We start from the raw sequence: 17,695 nt of genomic DNA on the forward strand, positions 1-17,695 counted from the left end.
CGCTTATTTAGTAATTATTATTAAAAAAGGCTTAAATAGACGGAAAGATTCCGCCTATTGACTCGAATAATGCGAAAAAGGGAGATTTTGCTTTGCATAATCGGAAAAACTCCCCTTATTTACGCCGAAACAAGCACTATCATGCATTTATCCGAAAAATTCCGCTTATTTTCCTTTTGCCGGTTACTCGATTCAGGACAAAACATCTTAGTAAAAAGGGAGTGAGTCCAAAAGATTCTCATTTAATGCATTACGGTGAACCATACCAAAAGTAAGTGGTGAGGCTTTATATAAGGATTTTATATTCCAAATAAAGAAACTCGCCAATTCCAATGGCGAGTTTCCCATTTTATATACCAATAACGATGCCAAAGCTACTATCAAATCGCTACACATTTTAAGAAAAGCACCTCAAAACGGAATCCTTTGCTATTTTAGCCCGAGCATTTTTTGGCACGATTATTTTGTCCCAAATAATCTGTCACCAGCGTCTCCAAGACCTGGAACAATATAACCTTTTTCATTTAACTTCTCATCAAGTGCAGCAATGTAGATATCCACATCTGGATGAGCTTCTTTTAATGCTTCTACACCTTCAGGAGCAGCAATTAAGCACATAAATTTAATGTTTTTTCCACCTCTGTTTTTTAAAGAGTGAATTGCTTCAATGGCAGAACCACCTGTTGCAAGCATTGGATCCACTACGATAAAGTCTCTTTCTTCTACATCGGAAGGTAACTTTACATAGTATTCGACTGGTTTTAATGTTTTAGGATCACGGTATAATCCAATATGTCCAACTTTAGCAGCAGGGATTAATTTTAAAACTCCGTCCACCATCCCGATACCAGCACGCAAGATAGGAACAATCCCTAATTTTTTACCAGAAAGCACTTTAGATTTCATTTTGCTAACTGGTGTTTCGATTTCAATTTCCTCTAATGGCATATCACGAGTAATTTCAAAAGCCATTAATGTTGCTACTTCATCTACTAACTCTCTAAATTCCTTTGTACCTGTTTGCGTTTCTCTAATGTATGTAAGTTTATGCTGAATAAGTGGGTGATCAAATACATATACCTTTGCCACAACATTCACTCCGTTCCTTCATTATTAGTATAAATATCCTCTTTTTTCGACAGGATACTTCGTTAACACACTTCTATTCATTCTACAGAAAAAGTTTTGGCGAATCAACTGAAATCCTTTTCTAAATTCGAAAATTCTATGATAGTTTTTCCGAAAACCCAAGAAAAAAACCGAGCTTAAGAAAAGAGGACAATCATTAGCTCTCTTTACGCTTTGATGATTGTCCTCTTCTTCTTATAATTGTTTATATAATTCGAATTTGCTAGTTAATGTCGTTACTCTTTGAGCTGCCTCCGCTAACTTCTCATCATCTTCATGGTTTTTAAGTGTAAAACCGATAATAGATGCAATTTCATCCATATCTTCTAAACCAAAGCCACGAGAAGTTACAGCTGCTGTTCCAATGCGGATTCCACTTGTTACAAACGGACTCGCAGGGTCGTATGGAATCGTATTTTTATTAACAGTGATTCCCACTTCATCTAGTACATGCTCCGCCACTTTTCCTGATAGTCCTAAAGATTGTAGGTCAACTAATAGTAAATGATTATCCGTTCCATTTGATACTAAGTTTAATCCCTCTTTTTGCAGACCACTTGCTAATCGTTTGGCATTTGCAATGATATTTTCTGCATACTCTTTAAAATCCGCTTGAAGCACTTCTCCAAAAGCAACTGCTTTCGCTGCGATTACATGCATTAATGGACCACCTTGAATTCCAGGAAAGATTGATTTATCGATTTTCTTCGCAAATTCTTCTTTACAAAGGATCATTCCACCACGAGGTCCACGCAATGTTTTATGTGTAGTTGTTGTTACAAAGTCAGCATAAGGAACTGGGTTTTGATGTAGCCCTGCCGCAACTAAGCCAGCGATATGAGCCATATCCACCATCAAGTATGCTCCAACCTCATCAGCAATCTCACGGAATTTCGCAAAATCAATTTCACGAGGATAGGCACTTGCTCCAGCAACGATTAATTTAGGCTTATGTGCTAATGCTTTTTCTCGAACATCTTCATAATTAATATAATGTGTCTCTCTATCTACTCCATACTCAATAAAATTATATTGAATACCACTAAAGTTAACTGGGCTTCCATGTGTTAAATGTCCACCATGAGACAAGTTCATTCCCAAGACAGTATCACCATGTTCTAAAATAGTAAAATAAACGGCCATATTTGCTTGTGCTCCTGAATGAGGCTGCACGTTCACATGTTCCGCACCGAAGATTTCTTTCGCACGGTCACGAGCAATATCTTCCACAATATCTACATATTCACATCCGCCGTAATAACGTTTGGCAGGATATCCCTCTGCATATTTATTTGTTAATACAGATCCTTGCGCTTCCATTACCGCTTCACTAACAAAGTTTTCTGATGCAATCAATTCAATTTTCGCTCTTTGGCGACCTAATTCTTGCTGTATTGCTTTAAAAACAAGTTCGTCTTGCTCCGCTAAATGCTTCATATGTAAATCCTCCCGACTATTCTCTCTATTCCACCGTAAATCTGCCTTTATTCTATCATGTATATATTTTAAAAAGAAAGAGTTAATTTACGAATTATCACGATAATATTTTAGTTTTCGTTCGGCTTTTAGTGTTTTTTTAAATGAATTATCTTATATTTATTTAAAAAAACAGAAAAACATATATTCATCTACTATATTAGTAAAGTGAATCAATAGAAAAAATAAATCTCTGAATAACTAGAACTTGTTTTTTTCGCAAAAAATATTATTTAACAATAACACAGGCATCCTCTGGGGGATGTATAAGGGAAGATCATTTTATTTGAACATTTTAAAGGACCTTCATTCTCGTTTGCTTTTATTTTATTGAAAGAGTGGGATTTCTCGGTTACTTTTCTGACTGTTTTTCTTCCTTTTACGGCTCAGAGACAACTCCTTTGTTCCCTTCCCCATCGGCATTGCTACTAAACGGACAGACTCACCTGCTCAAACATCCTTTTCATCACGACTTTTGCATTCTAAAAACTCTCAGCGAATAAATCCATTAAAATAAAAAACCAATAAAACTCCTCCAAATCAAACAAGGAATTTTATTAGTTTTTCCACTCTAATTATTAACAAGAAAGATTTTCTTTCGTTTTCTCATATACCGCTCTGGGGCCGCCAATTAATTTCGGGCGTGACTTTGCGAGTGTAACATGTGCATTCCCAAGATCTTTAAGAGACGTTCGAATTGGCACTGCAACATGCTTTACATGCATGCCAATAAATGTGTCGCCAATATCTATTCCGCCGTCAGCCTGAATGAACTCAACTACAACCGGATCCTTCATGTGCCCGAAAGCGAAGGTCGCCATTGCTCCACCTGCATGCTGAACTGGCACAACCGATACCTCTGGCAAATTTCTTGCTTGCATTACTTTTCTCTCTACTACTAATGCACGATTTAAATGTTCACAGCATTGAAAAGCAAGGGAAACTCCAGATTGCTGCTGATAATTCTGACATTCTTCGAAAATTAGTGAAGCAACATCCACAGTTCCTGCAGTTCCAATTTTTTGACCAATTACTTCACTCGTACTGCACCCAATCACAAATAAATGATGTTCTCCAAGCTGTGCCTGTTCTTGATATTCTTTTAGAATCGTTTGTAACTGCTCCTTTAGCTTAAGTGTTTCCTCATTCATATAAAACACCCCTCTTCAAGTTACCTACATTTCTTTTTACTATATCCATCATTGCACAAAGATATTTTGAGTACAAGTAATCTATTCTTTAATTTGGAATCGACAGATTGTTTGCTGCAGCTCTTCAGCATGCTCTTGCAATTCTAATGCTAAGCTATCTACTTTGCGAATAAGTGCTGTTTGACTTTCTGTAATATTCGTTACCTGTTGTGCTCCTGCAGCTGTTTCTTCTGCAATTGCCGCCACTTCTTGCGATTGCTGTGTAGTATCATATATCTGCTCTTTCTGCTGATGAATCAACTCCGTAATATTAGCCGTAGCGTAGACCATTTTATTTGTTGTCTCATTCATCTCACTGAAAATAAGGCTTGTCTTCTCTCCATTTTCCGCTTTCTCCTGAGCATCCTCTACTTGCTTTGTAATTTGCTCAACAACATTTTTAACCTCTGCTTGCATATTACTGATGATGTCTGCAATTCCATCTACTGCTTTAGCACTTTCATCAGCAAGTCTTCTTACTTCTTCTGCAACAACACTAAAGCCTGCACCATGTTCACCTGCGCGCGCAGCTTCAATAGAAGCATTTAATGCTAATAAATTTGTCTGTGAGGCGATTTCTCCAACAAGCTTTAATACTTCTTCTATTTCCTTGGAATGTATTTCTAAGTTTTGCACTGACTTTAGGGAATTCGTATTCTCCACTGCCAAATCCTTCATTCCTTCCACTAAAGAATGAACGACCTTATTTGTCTGAACTAATTTTTCTGACATTTGTTCTGAAATCGTTTTGGACATATTTGCTTTTTCTTCTACTGTAAGAGCGATATTCATTGATTCTTCAATAGACTCCGCTGAAGCTTGTACACTTTGTGCTGATACTTCAGCACCGCCAGCAATTTCTCCAACCGAGCTAGAAATAGCTAGTGTGTGCTCGAGCGCATTTTCAGATTCAGCAGAAATCATTTTTACGGTTTCATTTGTTTTATTAAAGTTATTTTCAATGCTTTGGACCATTTCTCGTAAATTTAAAAGCATATGATTAAAAGCTAGACCTAAAGATTTGATTTCATCATCTGATTTTGATACTTCAACATCTTGGCTAATATCCCCATGAGCTGCTTTTAACGCACCCTGTTCGAGTCTTTTTAAAGGTTTAATAATAAAACCAGCTGCTAAAAAGCCTAAAAAACCAGACCAAAATACCCCTAATAATAAGGTGACAATGTTAAAAAAAGCTGAACTAATAGCTATTTTACTTTCAATCGCCGGATAAATGATATACATACAAAAAGCACTTGTTGAATAGGTAATAATCGCTAAAATTGTAATAAATAATGCCAGCTTTTTTCTCAAACTAAACTTATAATGCACCTTGGTTCCCACTCTTTTTCCCCCTTGTAAATAAAAAGCACCTTACCACTCGCTATTTCTTATTTTTTCCATTATTTTATCAATCAGTTTTTCTAATTCCTGATAGGTTTCTCTATACATGGAAACAGATCCCCCAAATGGATCACTGACATCACCATTTGGATCACCCTCTGCAAATTCTTTTATCGTAAACGTTTTCTCAATGCAGGATGGATATGCAGACGTAAGCATATTTTTATGTCCATTCGTCATGGTAAAAATATACGTCGCCCAATCAATTAACTCTTTTGTTACCACAGCCGAAGAATGACTATGCTGGATTCCCTTTTCAGTCAAAATCTCCTGTGCTTGCAAAGAAGCAGCATTTCCATCTATTGCATAAACACCAGCTGATTTTACTTCCACATCAGAAGAGAATTTATGCCTTAAAATAGCCTCAGCCATCGGACTTCTGCACGTGTTACCTGTACAAACAAACAATACACGAATCATCTCTTATCCTCCCTTTATATGTCTTTATTATAGAACAATTTACCTAAAATTTCTATTTACTTACAATGAAACACTGTTCTTTTATCGGAGAAAACTAGTACATTTTTAGCATTTGTTTCTTGTTAATATTTTGAAAGTTAAATGGGAGCTTTTCAGAAAGTTTGTTTATATACTTATAAATGATTTAAAAAGTGGCTTTCACCTATTTGATGAAAGCCACTTCCCCTATCCAAATACAGCTATAAACTAATTAATAGCTTAATTCCAAATACAAGAAGGATTGCCCCTCCTAGCATTTCTCCATAGGAACCTAACCAGCCCTTTACTTTCCTGCCGATTAATAATCCTAGCCAGGTCAACACCATCGCACTAATTCCAAAGCAAAGCAGCACAACTACTGTTCTTGCCTGGTATATTCCTAAACTTAAACCAACAGAGAAGCTGTCCAAACTTACACTGACTGCAAACACAACTAACCCAAAGCCAACCGGTGTAATCCGGCTGGTCTCCACTTCTTTAAATCCAGTCCAAATCATTTGAATTCCTAATAAAACAAGCAAAGATCCACCTATATATCCGGCTATTTCATTAAAGTTTTCCGAAAGAAGCTTCCCTGTAATCATTCCAAGCAGTGGCATAATTACATGAAAAATCCCAATCACTAAGCCGATTTTTGCGATTTGCTTTAATCTTAGATGAAACATCCCCATTCCGAGCCCAACAGAAAATGCATCCATCCCTAAAGCAACTGCCATTAAAATAAGTGTAAATAGTTCTCCCACAATTGCAGACATTTTTTTGGCCTCCTTGGACTTGCTAATTAGAGATTATGCACGTCCAAGTTCATTTAGAAGTGGGATTCTGCAATATTTACAGATGAAATAATTTTTCGAAACTTTATTTAATCACTTGATGGGAAGCAGCTTTCATTAATCTATTCATAATCGCTTGTCCAACACCCTCTGCTGGAAACATCTCCCCAAAAATGATATCTACTTGCTTATGATCAAAGCTCCGCAAACCGTCATAAAGCTCTGTAGCTACGGTGGATAAATCAGCCCGTTTTCCACAAGCATAAATAAAATCAGCTTGATAATACTCTCTATTTTCTGCCGTAGTAAGAACACCTACTTTATGTCCTTTTTGTTTTTCTTCTTCTACTAATAATTGAATTTTCTCCTTTGAACCGTCTACTAAAAACAATGGTGCATTCGGTGCATAATGGGTATATTTCATTCCAGGAGATTTCGGCTTAATTTCCTTATTAGTCAGCGCCTGATCCATTCTTACTTCTCCCACAATATTTTCCAGCTGTTGCTTCGTAATACCACCTGGACGGAGAATAACGACTGTTTCCTCCGTACAATCGACAACCGTTGATTCAACTCCTACTCCCGTTGGACCGCCATCGACTATTCCGGCGATATATGAATCTAAATCCTCTTTTACATGAGATGCTTTTGTCGGACTCGGTTTTCCAGAACGGTTAGCACTAGGAGCAGCAATTGGCAAACCAGATTCTTCAATGATTCGTAAAGCAACAGCGTGATCAGGCATCCGAACCCCTACTGTGGATAAACCAGCAGTGGCAATCTCTGAAAGCATCCCTTGCTTCTTTTCAAAAATAATAGTTAGTGGACCAGGCCAAAAAGCATCCATTAATTTTTCTGCTGTAACTGGCACCTTTTCTACTAATTCATTTAATTGCGCTCGTTTTGCAATATGTATGATAAGCGGATTATCGGACGGTCTTCCTTTAGCAGCAAATATTTTTGTAATAGCTGAATCTTCCTTTGCATTTCCGCCTAATCCATAAACTGTTTCTGTCGGAAACGCAACAACCTCATTTTTTTTCAAAAGATCAGCAGCTTGTTGTATTTGTGAATAACTTTCTTCCTTATCCACATTTTTATCCACCGACCAATAAATTGTCTTCATTTTTATCCACCTTTTTCAATTCTAATATTTCTTCTTCAAAATCGCTTTTAATTCCCCATTTTTCGACAATACCATCATTTGCTGAAAAGGACAAGCATCTCATTAAATGGGGATAAAAATTTGATTTGTCCACAAATTGTGAATAAATAGTATGAAAAAGTGGATAACTTATGCTATTTATCCACAATACTCATAGGAATATACATGAAATGGGACTTATCAACAGTAAAAACGCTTTTTACGCCATTCGACTCTTTCAATATCTGTGGAATATCATCCATGTCTATCCTCTGAAACCCTAATAGCTGGAATAATTGAATAGAATGCTGATTAGTAACACTGCAATAGATAGCATCCATCTCTTTTTCTTTTGCTAATTTTAGAGCTTGCTGAATTAAAAATAAAATATCTTCTACCTCTCCCTTGGAAAGTATCATCGAACGAAGCAAACCTACTTTTTCAAACGGCTCTATCCCGATTGTTCCAATAAGCGCTTGATTCCCTTCTGTTTCCATTAGCAAAAAGTAATCAAGCCATTCTTCTAATCCTTCTACTTTCACTTCTGCTTTATTTAAAAAATCAGCAATTTTTTCTATATCTGTTGTTTCAGCTTTTCTAATAATATGCATTTCACCCTCCACCTCTTCATCTAGTATTTATTCTATTACTATGAAAAGGCTGCAAAAAAAATGCTAGATTTTCTTACTTTAAACCAAACTCTTTTATTTTGTTATATAACGTTCCTCTGGAGATTCCTAACAATGTAGCTGCAGCACTCTTATTTCCATACGTTTTTTTGAGTGCCTCTTCTATGCGCTGTATTTCATCCTCTTCCTTTTTCCCTTTTTCTCCTCGAATTGAAACTTTATACTTTTCTACAATTTCAGCAGGGATATGTTCCAGCATTATTTCGTTTTTGTCTTCACTTACCAATACACTGTGCTCTATTACATTATTTAGTTCTTTTATATTGCCTGGCCAATCATATGCACACAGAATATGCAATGCTTGATCATTTATTTTGACTACTTTTTTATTGTGTTTTTCGCTATACATTTTCATGCAATCGCTAACTAAAACGGGTATATCCTCTTTCCGATTTCGGAGTGGTGGAATTTCAATATGAATAATACTAATTTGATAATAGAGCTTTTCATTAAACAGCCCTTTCCTTACTAACTCCCCTAAAGGCTGGGTAGAAGATAGGATTAATCTTGTTGCCGTTTTTTTCTGCTGTTCTCCTCCAACTCTAGCAAAAGATTGATTTGTCATATAATATAGAAGTTTTTCCTGAACAGGAAGTGGCATTTTATCTACTTCTTCAATAAATAATGTTCCGGATTCTGCCTGCTCCATTTTTCCTTCCATTTCTTCTATATCTCTAGAATCAAAGGTCATTTTCTGATAGCCAAACAGCTCCATTTCGATTATGTCCTTCGGAACTGTTGAACAATTTAAAGATACAAACGGATTACCCCTCTTAGATCCACCATAATGAATAGCTTGTGCTAGCTGTTCCTTACCTGTGCCTGCTTCTCCGTTAATCAGAACTGGTATCTCTGCCGAGGCTACTTTTTGAGCAATTTCAACTGCCCTTTTTACCTCCTTGCTTTCAGATTGAATGGAGGAAAATGGCTCTCCTTTGTGTACATATAAAGATGAATTCGAATCTAACTCCTGATTTAAACGAATGAGCTTGGTTATATCCCGTTCTGTTGAAATACCACCAATTATTTCATTTTCAACAAGAACAGGTGAAGCGTTAATTAATACATGGGTATGTTCATTTGGCCGATGATAAGTTCCTCTAATCGGATTGCCCTCTTTTAGAATCTTATGTAATTGAATGGATTCTGAATCAAAATGCTCTCCAATTTTTTTGCCTATAATTGCTTCTTTTTTTATATGATAGGTATCTTCTGCCGCACTATTCCAGTAGAAGACCGTTCCGTTCCTATCTACAGCTGTAACTGCGTCATTAACCGTTTCTGCCAATGTTTCAAAATAAGTCGTGACATGTCTATTTTCCTTTTGCAATGTCCGTATTCTCGCAGTAGCGGTCACAATCCCTCGATAATTCATTTCCTCCTTAATAATAACGGGTCTTATCCAATCGATCTCTTCTTTATTAATCTCCTCGCATGAAATAACAGCTGATGGCAATATTCCACTTGCCTGCAGCCATGTTTTAATTGTTTGACTTTTACCTCCTGCTGATAAAAGATACTGCTCTTCTTTGCCAATCGTATATAGCTGCTCACTTTCGATAACGGCATAGGAATAATCGAGTAGCACATCTGCTAGTCTGCTGATTTTTTCATTGTCTGAGAGGAAGATAAACGAAGTTTCTATCTCCAGTTGTGAATCGGTAAACATAGCTTAATCCTTTCTTTCCTTATTATTGATAATTTATCATTAAATAATCGTTTTTTCCAATGGCTCTTTTCGTATTCCTAATTAATTTATTTTGCCTTTTGAAAAATCAACCATTATATAGAAAACAGCCTTTCCAATAAGAGGGAAATGTATCAAAAAAAGCTGTCTCCTAAAGGGAGTCGCACGTGAATGATTCATACACAGAAGTTTTTTACTTCTTTCTAGTACTATTCTTGTGATTCTCTTTAAAGGAGACAGCTTGTTAAGCGCTTATTTAATTGTTCTTTATTATTACATTACTTTTCTCGTACTTAATTTTGCTTGAGTGAAGAGTAGAAGATAGTCGAATCCTCCTGCTTTAGAGTCTGTTCCGCTCATATTGAAACCACCGAATGGATGTACCCCTACTAGTGCTCCTGTACATTTTTTATTAATATACAGGTTGCCGCAATGTTGATTTTCTAATGCATATTGGATTCTGTCTTCTTTAGATGAAAAGAAGGAGCCTGTTAATCCATAATCGGTATCATTATATACATCGATACCTGTTTTCCAATCAGGAACTTTGCAAATAGCCAATACCGGTCCAAAAATTTCTTCTTTCATAATACGAGCATCGGCAGGAACGTCAGCGAAAATAGTCGGTTCCATAAAATAGCCATTTCCTTGTGCACGGGATCCGCCTGCTACTAATTTCCCTTCCCCTTTGCCAATTTCGATATAGCTTAATATTTTATTTAATGCTTTCTCATCAATAACTGGTCCTACTGATGCGTTTACCTCTGGAAGACCAATAGTTAAATTCTTTGTACGTGCCACTACCTTTTCCACTACTTGATCGTATACAGAATCAACAATGATAGCTCTAGAGCCTGCTGAACATTTCTGCCCTTGGAAACCGAATGCCGCTGCCACAATTGCTTCTGCTGCTGCGTCAATATCTGCTGTTTCATCAACAACGATGCCGTCTTTTCCACCCATTTCTGCAACAATACGTTTTAACCAAATTTGACCAGGCTGCACAACAGATGCACGTTCATAAATCCGACATCCTACTGCTCGGGAACCAGTGAAGGAAATAAATCGTGTTTTTGGGTGCTCTACTAAATATTCGCCCACTTCCAAGCTATCTCCTGGAAGGTAATTAATGACTCCCGTTGGTAATCCTACCTCTTCCATTAACTCAACAAATTTTGCCGCTATAACAGGCGTATTATCGGAAGGCTTTAAGATAACAGTGTTTCCTGAAACTACACCAGCAACTGTTGTTCCCGCCATAATAGCCAGCGGAAAGTTAAATGGAGAAATGACAATGCCAACACCAAGCGGAATATACGTAATTTTATTATCCACTTCCCCAGCTGTTGCGTATAGTGGCTGATTTTTCGATGTTTCACTTAGCCGAATCATTTCTCTTGCATAGAACTCAAGGAAGTCAATTGCTTCTGCTGTATCTGCATCTGCTTCTGCCCAATTCTTCCCTGACTCTAAGATTAAGTAAGCGGAAAATTCATGCTTTCTTTCTCTCATTAATTTCGCCGCTTTAAACAAATACTCAGCACGCTCTGACGCTTTTACTTTCTTCCATGTCTCAAATGTATGTAATGCCTCTCGCATTGCTTTTTCTGCATATTCTTTATTCCCTTTGCTAACTTCTCCAATTACTTCATCGACATTTGCTGGATTAATCGAGACTGTTTTTTCTTCTGTCATAATTTTATCTTTCCCGATTACAAGTGGATATGTTTTTCCTAATTCTCCTTTTACTTTTTGAATTGCCGCTTCTAGTGCATGTTGGTTTTCAATCTTTGTAAAATCAGTAAATGGCTCATTTTTATAGGCTGGGATACTCGTAATGTTTGTCATGTTCATTTCTCCTTTTCGTTTATTGAGTTGATCTTCTTCCTTCATTCTCTCTATCTGTTAACATTTAAAAATAAAAGGGAGCACGCTTTGCTTATTTAAATAAATTTTTAAGAATAAACCATACATTTGCTGGTCTTTCGGCCAATCTTCTCATAAAATAGCCAAACCAATCTTTTCCGTATGGAACATATACTCTTACTTTGTATCCTTCTTTCACTAGCTTATTTTGCAAATCTTCACATATGCCATACAGCATTTGGAATTCAAACTTGTCTTTATCTATTCCATGCTTATTAGCAAGCTCTTTTGTGAATTGAATAATTTTTTCATCATGGCTGGCAACCGCTGCATAATTTCCATTTAGCATATGCATTTCAATGATTTTTTTATAATTTTCATCTACGTCTTTTTTCTCTGGAAAGGCAACATCTGGCGACTCTTTATAAGCCCCTTTTACTAGACGTAAATTTGCCTTTAATTCATTTAAATGTTTCATATCTTCTTCCGTTCGATACAAATAAGCTTGAATGACTAAACCCACATTTTCAAATTCTCGACGGAGCTCTTCATAAATATCGATTGTTATTTGGCAATGAGCATAGTCTTCCATATCGATACGAACAAAATTTCCGTATTGCTTTGCACGAGAAACAATTTTCCGCATATTGTTCAAACATAGGTCTTTATCAATATCTAACCCTAGTGATGTCATTTTCACCGATAAATGAGATTGGACCCCTGATGCATGAATTTCATCTAACGTTTTTAAAGACATAATGGTTGATTCATTTGCTTCTTCTTTCGTGTAGACGAATTCTCCCAGATGGTCAAGTGTAACTACTCTGCCGGATTTGTTTAATTCTGCGACCTTCGAAATCGCTTCCACAATAGATTCACCAGAAACGAATCGTTTGGCTCCAAAACGCAAACCATATTTGCGAGCTAGTTTATTTGCGGATTTATTCTTTGCTAATGACTGAAACATATTTCTCCATGCAAGTTCCATTATCACGCGCCCCTTTTTTGAACACTTTTGTTTAAAATTTATCCACTGTACATTTGTGTTTAATTTATTCTTTGATTATACACTAGGACTTCCTCGAAAATCTATAATTTTCTGATAAATTTTTATTATTTGATTAAACAAAATACTGGAAGCGCATAACAAAAAACTTTATTCCGTCCAATCAAAAAAGATTATCCTAAAAGTACGCTTCTCAAAAAGAATGCTTTATCTAAAGCCCATTTTTAAGAGAGTACTTCTAAGACAATCTCTTTAACTAATATTATATGTTCACCATCTTTTTTCTACCTATAAAGTGCCTTGCTAAAACTCCATATTTTGGAGAACAAAGAAAACTGATCATAAAAATGATTCCTGTAGAAAAGGCCATTGCCCCTGAAATGGAGGTATCTAACCATACTGCAAGATAATAGCCAATAAATGCGGACAGAATTCCAAAGCTGCTACTTAATAGAAATAGAATGGATAATCGATCTGTCCATAAATAAGCGGCAGCCGCCGGAGTAATCAGCATCGCTACTACCATAATTGCTCCGACTGCATCAAAAGCAGCAACCGTTGTTAATGACACTAAAGACATAAATAAATAGTGCATAAAGATAACAGGAATACCCAAACTTGCTGCAAGTGCTGGGTCAAATGAAGTTATTTTCCATTCCTTATAGAAAGCTATTATAATAACGACAACCACTAATAAAACAATGCTTAGTAATACAACTGCTTCTGGTATCCTTCCAAGGAGCGGAATCTCCATTATCTCCCATGGGGTAAACGTAATTTCTCCCATCAAGGTATGCTTCACATCTAAATGAGCATTTCCCACTTTTGTTGCAATTAAAATAACACCTATCGCAAATAAAGTTGTAAAGACAATGCCAATCGAAGCCTCTTGCTGTACACCTCGTGTATGAAGCCATTGGATAACAATGCCGTAATCAAGCCCGTAACAACCGCTCCAATCAACATATGGATCCCGGTTAATTCCCTAGTAACTAAATAGGCAAATACAATTCCCAAAAGTACGGTATGGCTTATAACATCTGCCATCATCGCCATCCTTCTTAAAATTAACAAGACACCAATAAGACCACAGCTCAATCCAACTAATGAGGCAGTTAACAATATCCAACCAGTATAGCTCATTATTGTTCTACCTCCTTCGTCATTTCTAATAGTGCCATACGTTTCCTCTGTCTTTTTTGTTGAAAAAATACAACTGCCAAGCCCTTCTTACTTCCTAAAAATAAGGAAACAAGAAAAACAGAAGAGGCCGTTACTACAATGAAGGGTCCAGTCGGCCATCCTTTGCCAAATGTACTAAGCAATGTCCCAACCATTCCCGCACTTCCGCCAAATAAAGCAGAAAGAATCACCATCACTTTGAACGATTCCGTCCAATATCTCGCACTCACACTCGGGATTATTAGTAAAGCTGCCATTAATATAACACCAACTGCCTGAATCCCAACAACAATAACTAACACAAGGATCGCCATATATAGTGCATTCATCTTAGTAATCGATATGCCTAAGCCTTTAGCAAAGCTAGGATCAAATAAAAATATTTTCCATTCTTTGAACAAGAGAACTGTTATGAAAAGTACGATTAGAGCTACTATCATCATTGTCCAAACATCCTTGGATACCATGGAGGCCGCTTGCCCAAATATAAAACTATCTAAACCACTTTGATTGCCACCAGGCATCCGATTAGCAAATGTCAAAAGCATAATCCCTAAGCCAAAAAAGATGGATAAAACAATTCCCATTGATGCGTCTTCCTTCACTCGGCTGGAGCTTCTTACCCACTGGATGAAAAAAGCACCTAATAAAGCAGTAACTGCTGCGCCAATAATCATCACAAAAAGATTTTTTCTCCGATTATCATAAAGCCAAGTACTACTCCTGGAAGTGCTGCGTGAGAAAGCGCGTCACTCATTAAGCTTTGTCTTTTCCAGTAAGCGAAGCTGCCAATAGCACCAGCTGCCATTCCTAATAAGAATGTACTAAATAAAACCGATTGGGCATTATAAGAGAGAAAACTAAACATTATCGCTTCTCTCCCATCCAATGCAATGTACCTCCATACGCTTTCCTAATGTTTTCTCTTGTAAAAGTTAAATGGGTTGGTCCATGCGCAATTACTGTTTTATTTAGCAGGAGAACATGATCAAAATATTCTTCGACGGTTTGCAGGTCATGATGGACAACCATCACTGTTTTCCCGCACTCCTTTAACATTTTTAAAGTCTCCATGATTGCTTTTTCTGTCGTTGCATCAACACCTGCCAATGGTTCGTCTAAGAAATAAAGATCCGCATCTTGGGCAAGAGCTCGGGCGAGAAATACCCGTTGCTGTTGCCCACCTGATAACTGGCTAATTTGCCGATTTGCAAAAGCTTCCATCTTCATTTCTCTTAACGCTGCCAATGCTTTTTGCTTATGCTCTTTCTGCGGCCACTTTAACCAGCCGATTTTTCCGTATTGCCCCATTGTTACAACATCTAAGGCATTTGTCGGAAAATCCCAGTCTACAGATCCCCGTTGAGGAACATAGCCAATTTTCGATTTTGCTCTTTTATACTTTTCGCCAAAAAATGTAACCTTACCAGTAATACTAGGATGGAAATCTAGCAGTACTTTTAGCAACGTCGATTTTCCAGCACCATTCGGCCCAACAATACTCGTTAAGGTTCCCGGTTTAATTTGAAAGCTAACATCCGTTAACACTTCATTTTTCCGATAAGCTGCTGATACATTCTCCACAGTAAGAACTGACTTCATCTTACTCCACTCCTCTGCTCAATGCTTCATAGAAGGTGGAAATATTATGTTCATACATCCCTATATAAGTTCCTTCTTCCGTATCCGCGTCTCCCATCGCATCAGAGAATAATTCTCCACCAAGCTCTATATCGAGTCCCTTTTTTTTGGCTCCTTCAATGACTGCATTGATGGAAGCTGGATTAATGCTGCTTTCGATAAATACAGCAGGAACTTGATGCTCCACTAGTAATTGAATAGTCTCCTCTATATCCGATAATCCAATTTCCGCTTCCGTGCTAAGACCTTGTAATCCAGCAACCTCAATATCTAGCATTCTTCCAAAATAGCCAAACGCATCATGAGCTGTAACTAGTACACGTTTATCTGATGACATTGTTTTCAACTGTGCTTTTGCTTCTTCCTTCAATGTATCCAATTTTTCAAAATACGCTTGCTTATTATTTTCAAAATAATCACTATCTTCCGGTAAAGCTTTCTTTAACTCATTTGTTGCTGCATCAAGTGATTCCTTCCATAGATCAATATCAAACCATATATGTGGATCAATAGCACCTTCCTCATCCTTTAAAAGCTTTTCCTCTGGGTTAACTTCTCCAATAGCAAGAACTGGTCTTGTTTTCCCAATCTCTTCAAAGACCTTTACCATATTCGCTTCTAGATGTAACCCACTATAAAAGATAATATCCGCACCCTCCATTTTCTGGATATCTCCTTGGGTAGCCGTATATAAATGCGGGTCTACACCAGGTCCCATTAGACTATTCACCTCTACTTTATCTCCGCCAATTACCGACATTGGTTCTGCAATTTGTGCAATTGTAGTAACAATCTCAAGCTTACCATCTTCCTTAGACCCGGTTGATTCAGCTGAACAACCCGTTAAAAAAAAGAATGTTATTACTAATCCTGTTAACACAAACTTCCACATTGTTATTCCCCCTTTTCATCATCACAAAAATCATAACCGATAGACAATTTGTTTCCTTAGGGAAACTTTTATGTTTATATACAAAATACTTAACTATCTGAAAAATGTCAATGGTTTAAGATGAATTAGGTATATTTACTTAACTTTTTTGTTTGGGCAATATCTTCAACCAACAAAAAAAGATGCTCTCTAACAAGCATCTTCCCAATTCATTGTCTATTATCCAAAAATCTTTTCCCATAATTCTACTAAGAAAAATTTCACTTCTACTTCCTCTTCTTCCTCTTTAACAAATACAGGATCTTCTTTCTCTTCCACTTTCTTTTCTACCTTTGCTGGTTTTTCCTTTTCAGCTTTCTTGTCTTCGACTGTCTCTACTTTGGTATTTTTTTCTTTATCTGCTTTTTCTTCTTCCTCAAATCCATCACTTACTGCTACTCCGTTAGAAAAATCTAGGAAGCATAATGGCGGGAAAAGAACACACCACCAATTAGCACCTTCCCCTTCTCCTAAAGTAATAAGAATTGCATCATATTGACCTGCTGGATATAAGAACTCACCATACAGCTTCGTTGGAAAATCTACTTTATCAAACGTAACATCCACTGCTTGCTTAGCATTTTCTTCCGCTACTACGCTTTCTGCAATCTGCTGAATCTCTGGTAACTTTGCTTTTAATAAGTCTTTAGCAGCTTCCTTGGAAGTCAATTCAGAAACCCAGTTTGTAATTTCTTCATTTACAGCATCTCTTACTTTTCTTTTTAATGCCTGATCTTCTTCTAAATCACTATTTGCTAAGATTCTAAGACGAATCGCATCATTCGGAATGATTACCTCATTATTTGCTGCTACTTCAGTTTTTGGAATATATAAACTCATAATAGTTGTTAGAATAAGTACAAATAAATAAATAGTTGCCATCGGTTTGTTTTTCATCTTTAGCACCGCCCCTTCACTAACACAGTGTGGACAGATTAATAGAATCTTAAACTAGTAAAATTAATTTTTTCTGCATTGGGGGATACTCTATTTAGATACGTTGGATTTAGTTGTGAGGTTGGCTTGTTTACTTGCAGGTTTGGCTTGTTTTCTTGCAGGTTTCCTATTTTTACTTGCGAGTCCGGCTACTTTTCTTGCGACTTTCCCACTTTTACTTGC

Annotated in this window: 14 protein-coding genes and 2 pseudogenes; all 16 read right to left on the reverse strand. The window is 36.9% G+C overall.

All coding sequences use genetic code 11. The features are described 5' to 3' along the window. Positions 1-459 precede the first annotated feature (459 nt). The 16 genes and pseudogenes from upp to spoIIR all read right to left on the reverse strand — a co-directional run bounded on the left by upp (position 460) and on the right by spoIIR (position 17,473). Positions 460-1,089, reverse strand: coding sequence for a uracil phosphoribosyltransferase (gene upp / locus ADJ83_RS08440; RefSeq protein ID WP_048717534.1), 630 nt, complete (start codon positions 1,087-1,089; stop codon positions 460-462). 234 nt (positions 1,090-1,323) lie between these two features. Next, positions 1,324-2,565, reverse strand: coding sequence for a serine hydroxymethyltransferase (gene glyA / locus ADJ83_RS08445; protein WP_048717512.1), 1,242 nt, complete (start codon positions 2,563-2,565; stop codon positions 1,324-1,326). Between the two features lie 617 nt (positions 2,566-3,182). After that, the gene (locus ADJ83_RS08450; protein WP_048717513.1) at positions 3,183-3,755 is read right to left on the reverse strand and encodes a TIGR01440 family protein; all 573 of its coding nucleotides are present in this window, start codon (positions 3,753-3,755) and stop codon (positions 3,183-3,185) included. Positions 3,756-3,836: 81 nt separating this feature from the next. Next, positions 3,837-5,138 (reverse strand): methyl-accepting chemotaxis protein, encoded by a 1,302-nt coding sequence (locus ADJ83_RS08455; RefSeq protein WP_048717515.1) that lies wholly within the window; start codon positions 5,136-5,138, stop codon positions 3,837-3,839. A 30-nt stretch (positions 5,139-5,168) separates the two neighbouring features. Next, entirely contained in the window at positions 5,169-5,618 is a 450-nt protein-coding gene (locus ADJ83_RS08460; RefSeq protein WP_048717517.1) for a low molecular weight protein arginine phosphatase, read from the reverse strand. 239 nt (positions 5,619-5,857) lie between these two features. Continuing rightward, positions 5,858-6,412: a manganese efflux pump MntP family protein gene (locus ADJ83_RS08465; protein WP_048717519.1), complete on the reverse strand. Its 555-nt coding sequence runs from the start codon at positions 6,410-6,412 to the stop codon at positions 5,858-5,860. A gap of 103 nt (positions 6,413-6,515) precedes the next feature. Further along, the gene (locus ADJ83_RS08470; RefSeq protein ID WP_048717521.1) at positions 6,516-7,556 is read right to left on the reverse strand and encodes an L-threonylcarbamoyladenylate synthase; all 1,041 of its coding nucleotides are present in this window, start codon (positions 7,554-7,556) and stop codon (positions 6,516-6,518) included. A gap of 173 nt (positions 7,557-7,729) precedes the next feature. After that, the gene (locus ADJ83_RS08475; protein WP_048717523.1) at positions 7,730-8,185 is read right to left on the reverse strand and encodes a GNAT family N-acetyltransferase; all 456 of its coding nucleotides are present in this window, start codon (positions 8,183-8,185) and stop codon (positions 7,730-7,732) included. A gap of 73 nt (positions 8,186-8,258) precedes the next feature. Further along, positions 8,259-9,932 carry a sigma-54 interaction domain-containing protein gene (locus ADJ83_RS08480; RefSeq protein ID WP_048717525.1) on the reverse strand — a complete coding sequence of 558 codons (1,674 nt, stop codon included), beginning with the start codon at positions 9,930-9,932 and terminating at the stop codon, positions 8,259-8,261. 291 nt (positions 9,933-10,223) lie between these two features. Then, complete coding sequence (pruA, locus tag ADJ83_RS08485; RefSeq protein ID WP_048717527.1) at positions 10,224-11,798, reverse strand: L-glutamate gamma-semialdehyde dehydrogenase; 1,575 nt, start codon at positions 11,796-11,798, stop codon at positions 10,224-10,226. Between the two features lie 91 nt (positions 11,799-11,889). Continuing rightward, complete coding sequence (locus tag ADJ83_RS08490; RefSeq protein ID WP_048717529.1) at positions 11,890-12,804, reverse strand: proline dehydrogenase family protein; 915 nt, start codon at positions 12,802-12,804, stop codon at positions 11,890-11,892. Positions 12,805-13,084: 280 nt separating this feature from the next. Next, positions 13,085-13,965 (reverse strand): annotated as a pseudogene (locus ADJ83_RS08495) (metal ABC transporter permease). Continuing rightward, positions 13,965-14,872 (reverse strand): annotated as a pseudogene (locus tag ADJ83_RS08500) (metal ABC transporter permease). Before ADJ83_RS08500 ends, ADJ83_RS08495 begins: the two co-directional pseudogenes overlap by 1 nt. Continuing rightward, the gene (locus ADJ83_RS08505; protein WP_048717530.1) at positions 14,872-15,606 is read right to left on the reverse strand and encodes a metal ABC transporter ATP-binding protein; all 735 of its coding nucleotides are present in this window, start codon (positions 15,604-15,606) and stop codon (positions 14,872-14,874) included. The pseudogene ADJ83_RS08500 and the gene ADJ83_RS08505 overlap by 1 nt, the downstream one beginning before the upstream one ends. Before the next feature lies 1 nt (position 15,607). Further along, positions 15,608-16,537 (reverse strand): metal ABC transporter solute-binding protein, Zn/Mn family, encoded by a 930-nt coding sequence (locus ADJ83_RS08510; RefSeq protein ID WP_048717532.1) that lies wholly within the window; start codon positions 16,535-16,537, stop codon positions 15,608-15,610. 219 nt (positions 16,538-16,756) lie between these two features. After that, positions 16,757-17,473, reverse strand: a complete 717-nt coding sequence (spoIIR, locus tag ADJ83_RS08515) for a stage II sporulation protein R (protein ID WP_031536734.1) — start codon at positions 17,471-17,473, stop codon at positions 16,757-16,759. Positions 17,474-17,695: the final 222 nt, after the last annotated feature.

The sequence above is a fragment of the Bacillus sp. 522_BSPC genome, assembly GCF_001076885.1.
In the GTDB taxonomy this organism is placed as follows: Bacteria; Bacillota; Bacilli; order Bacillales; family Cytobacillaceae; genus Niallia; species Niallia hominis.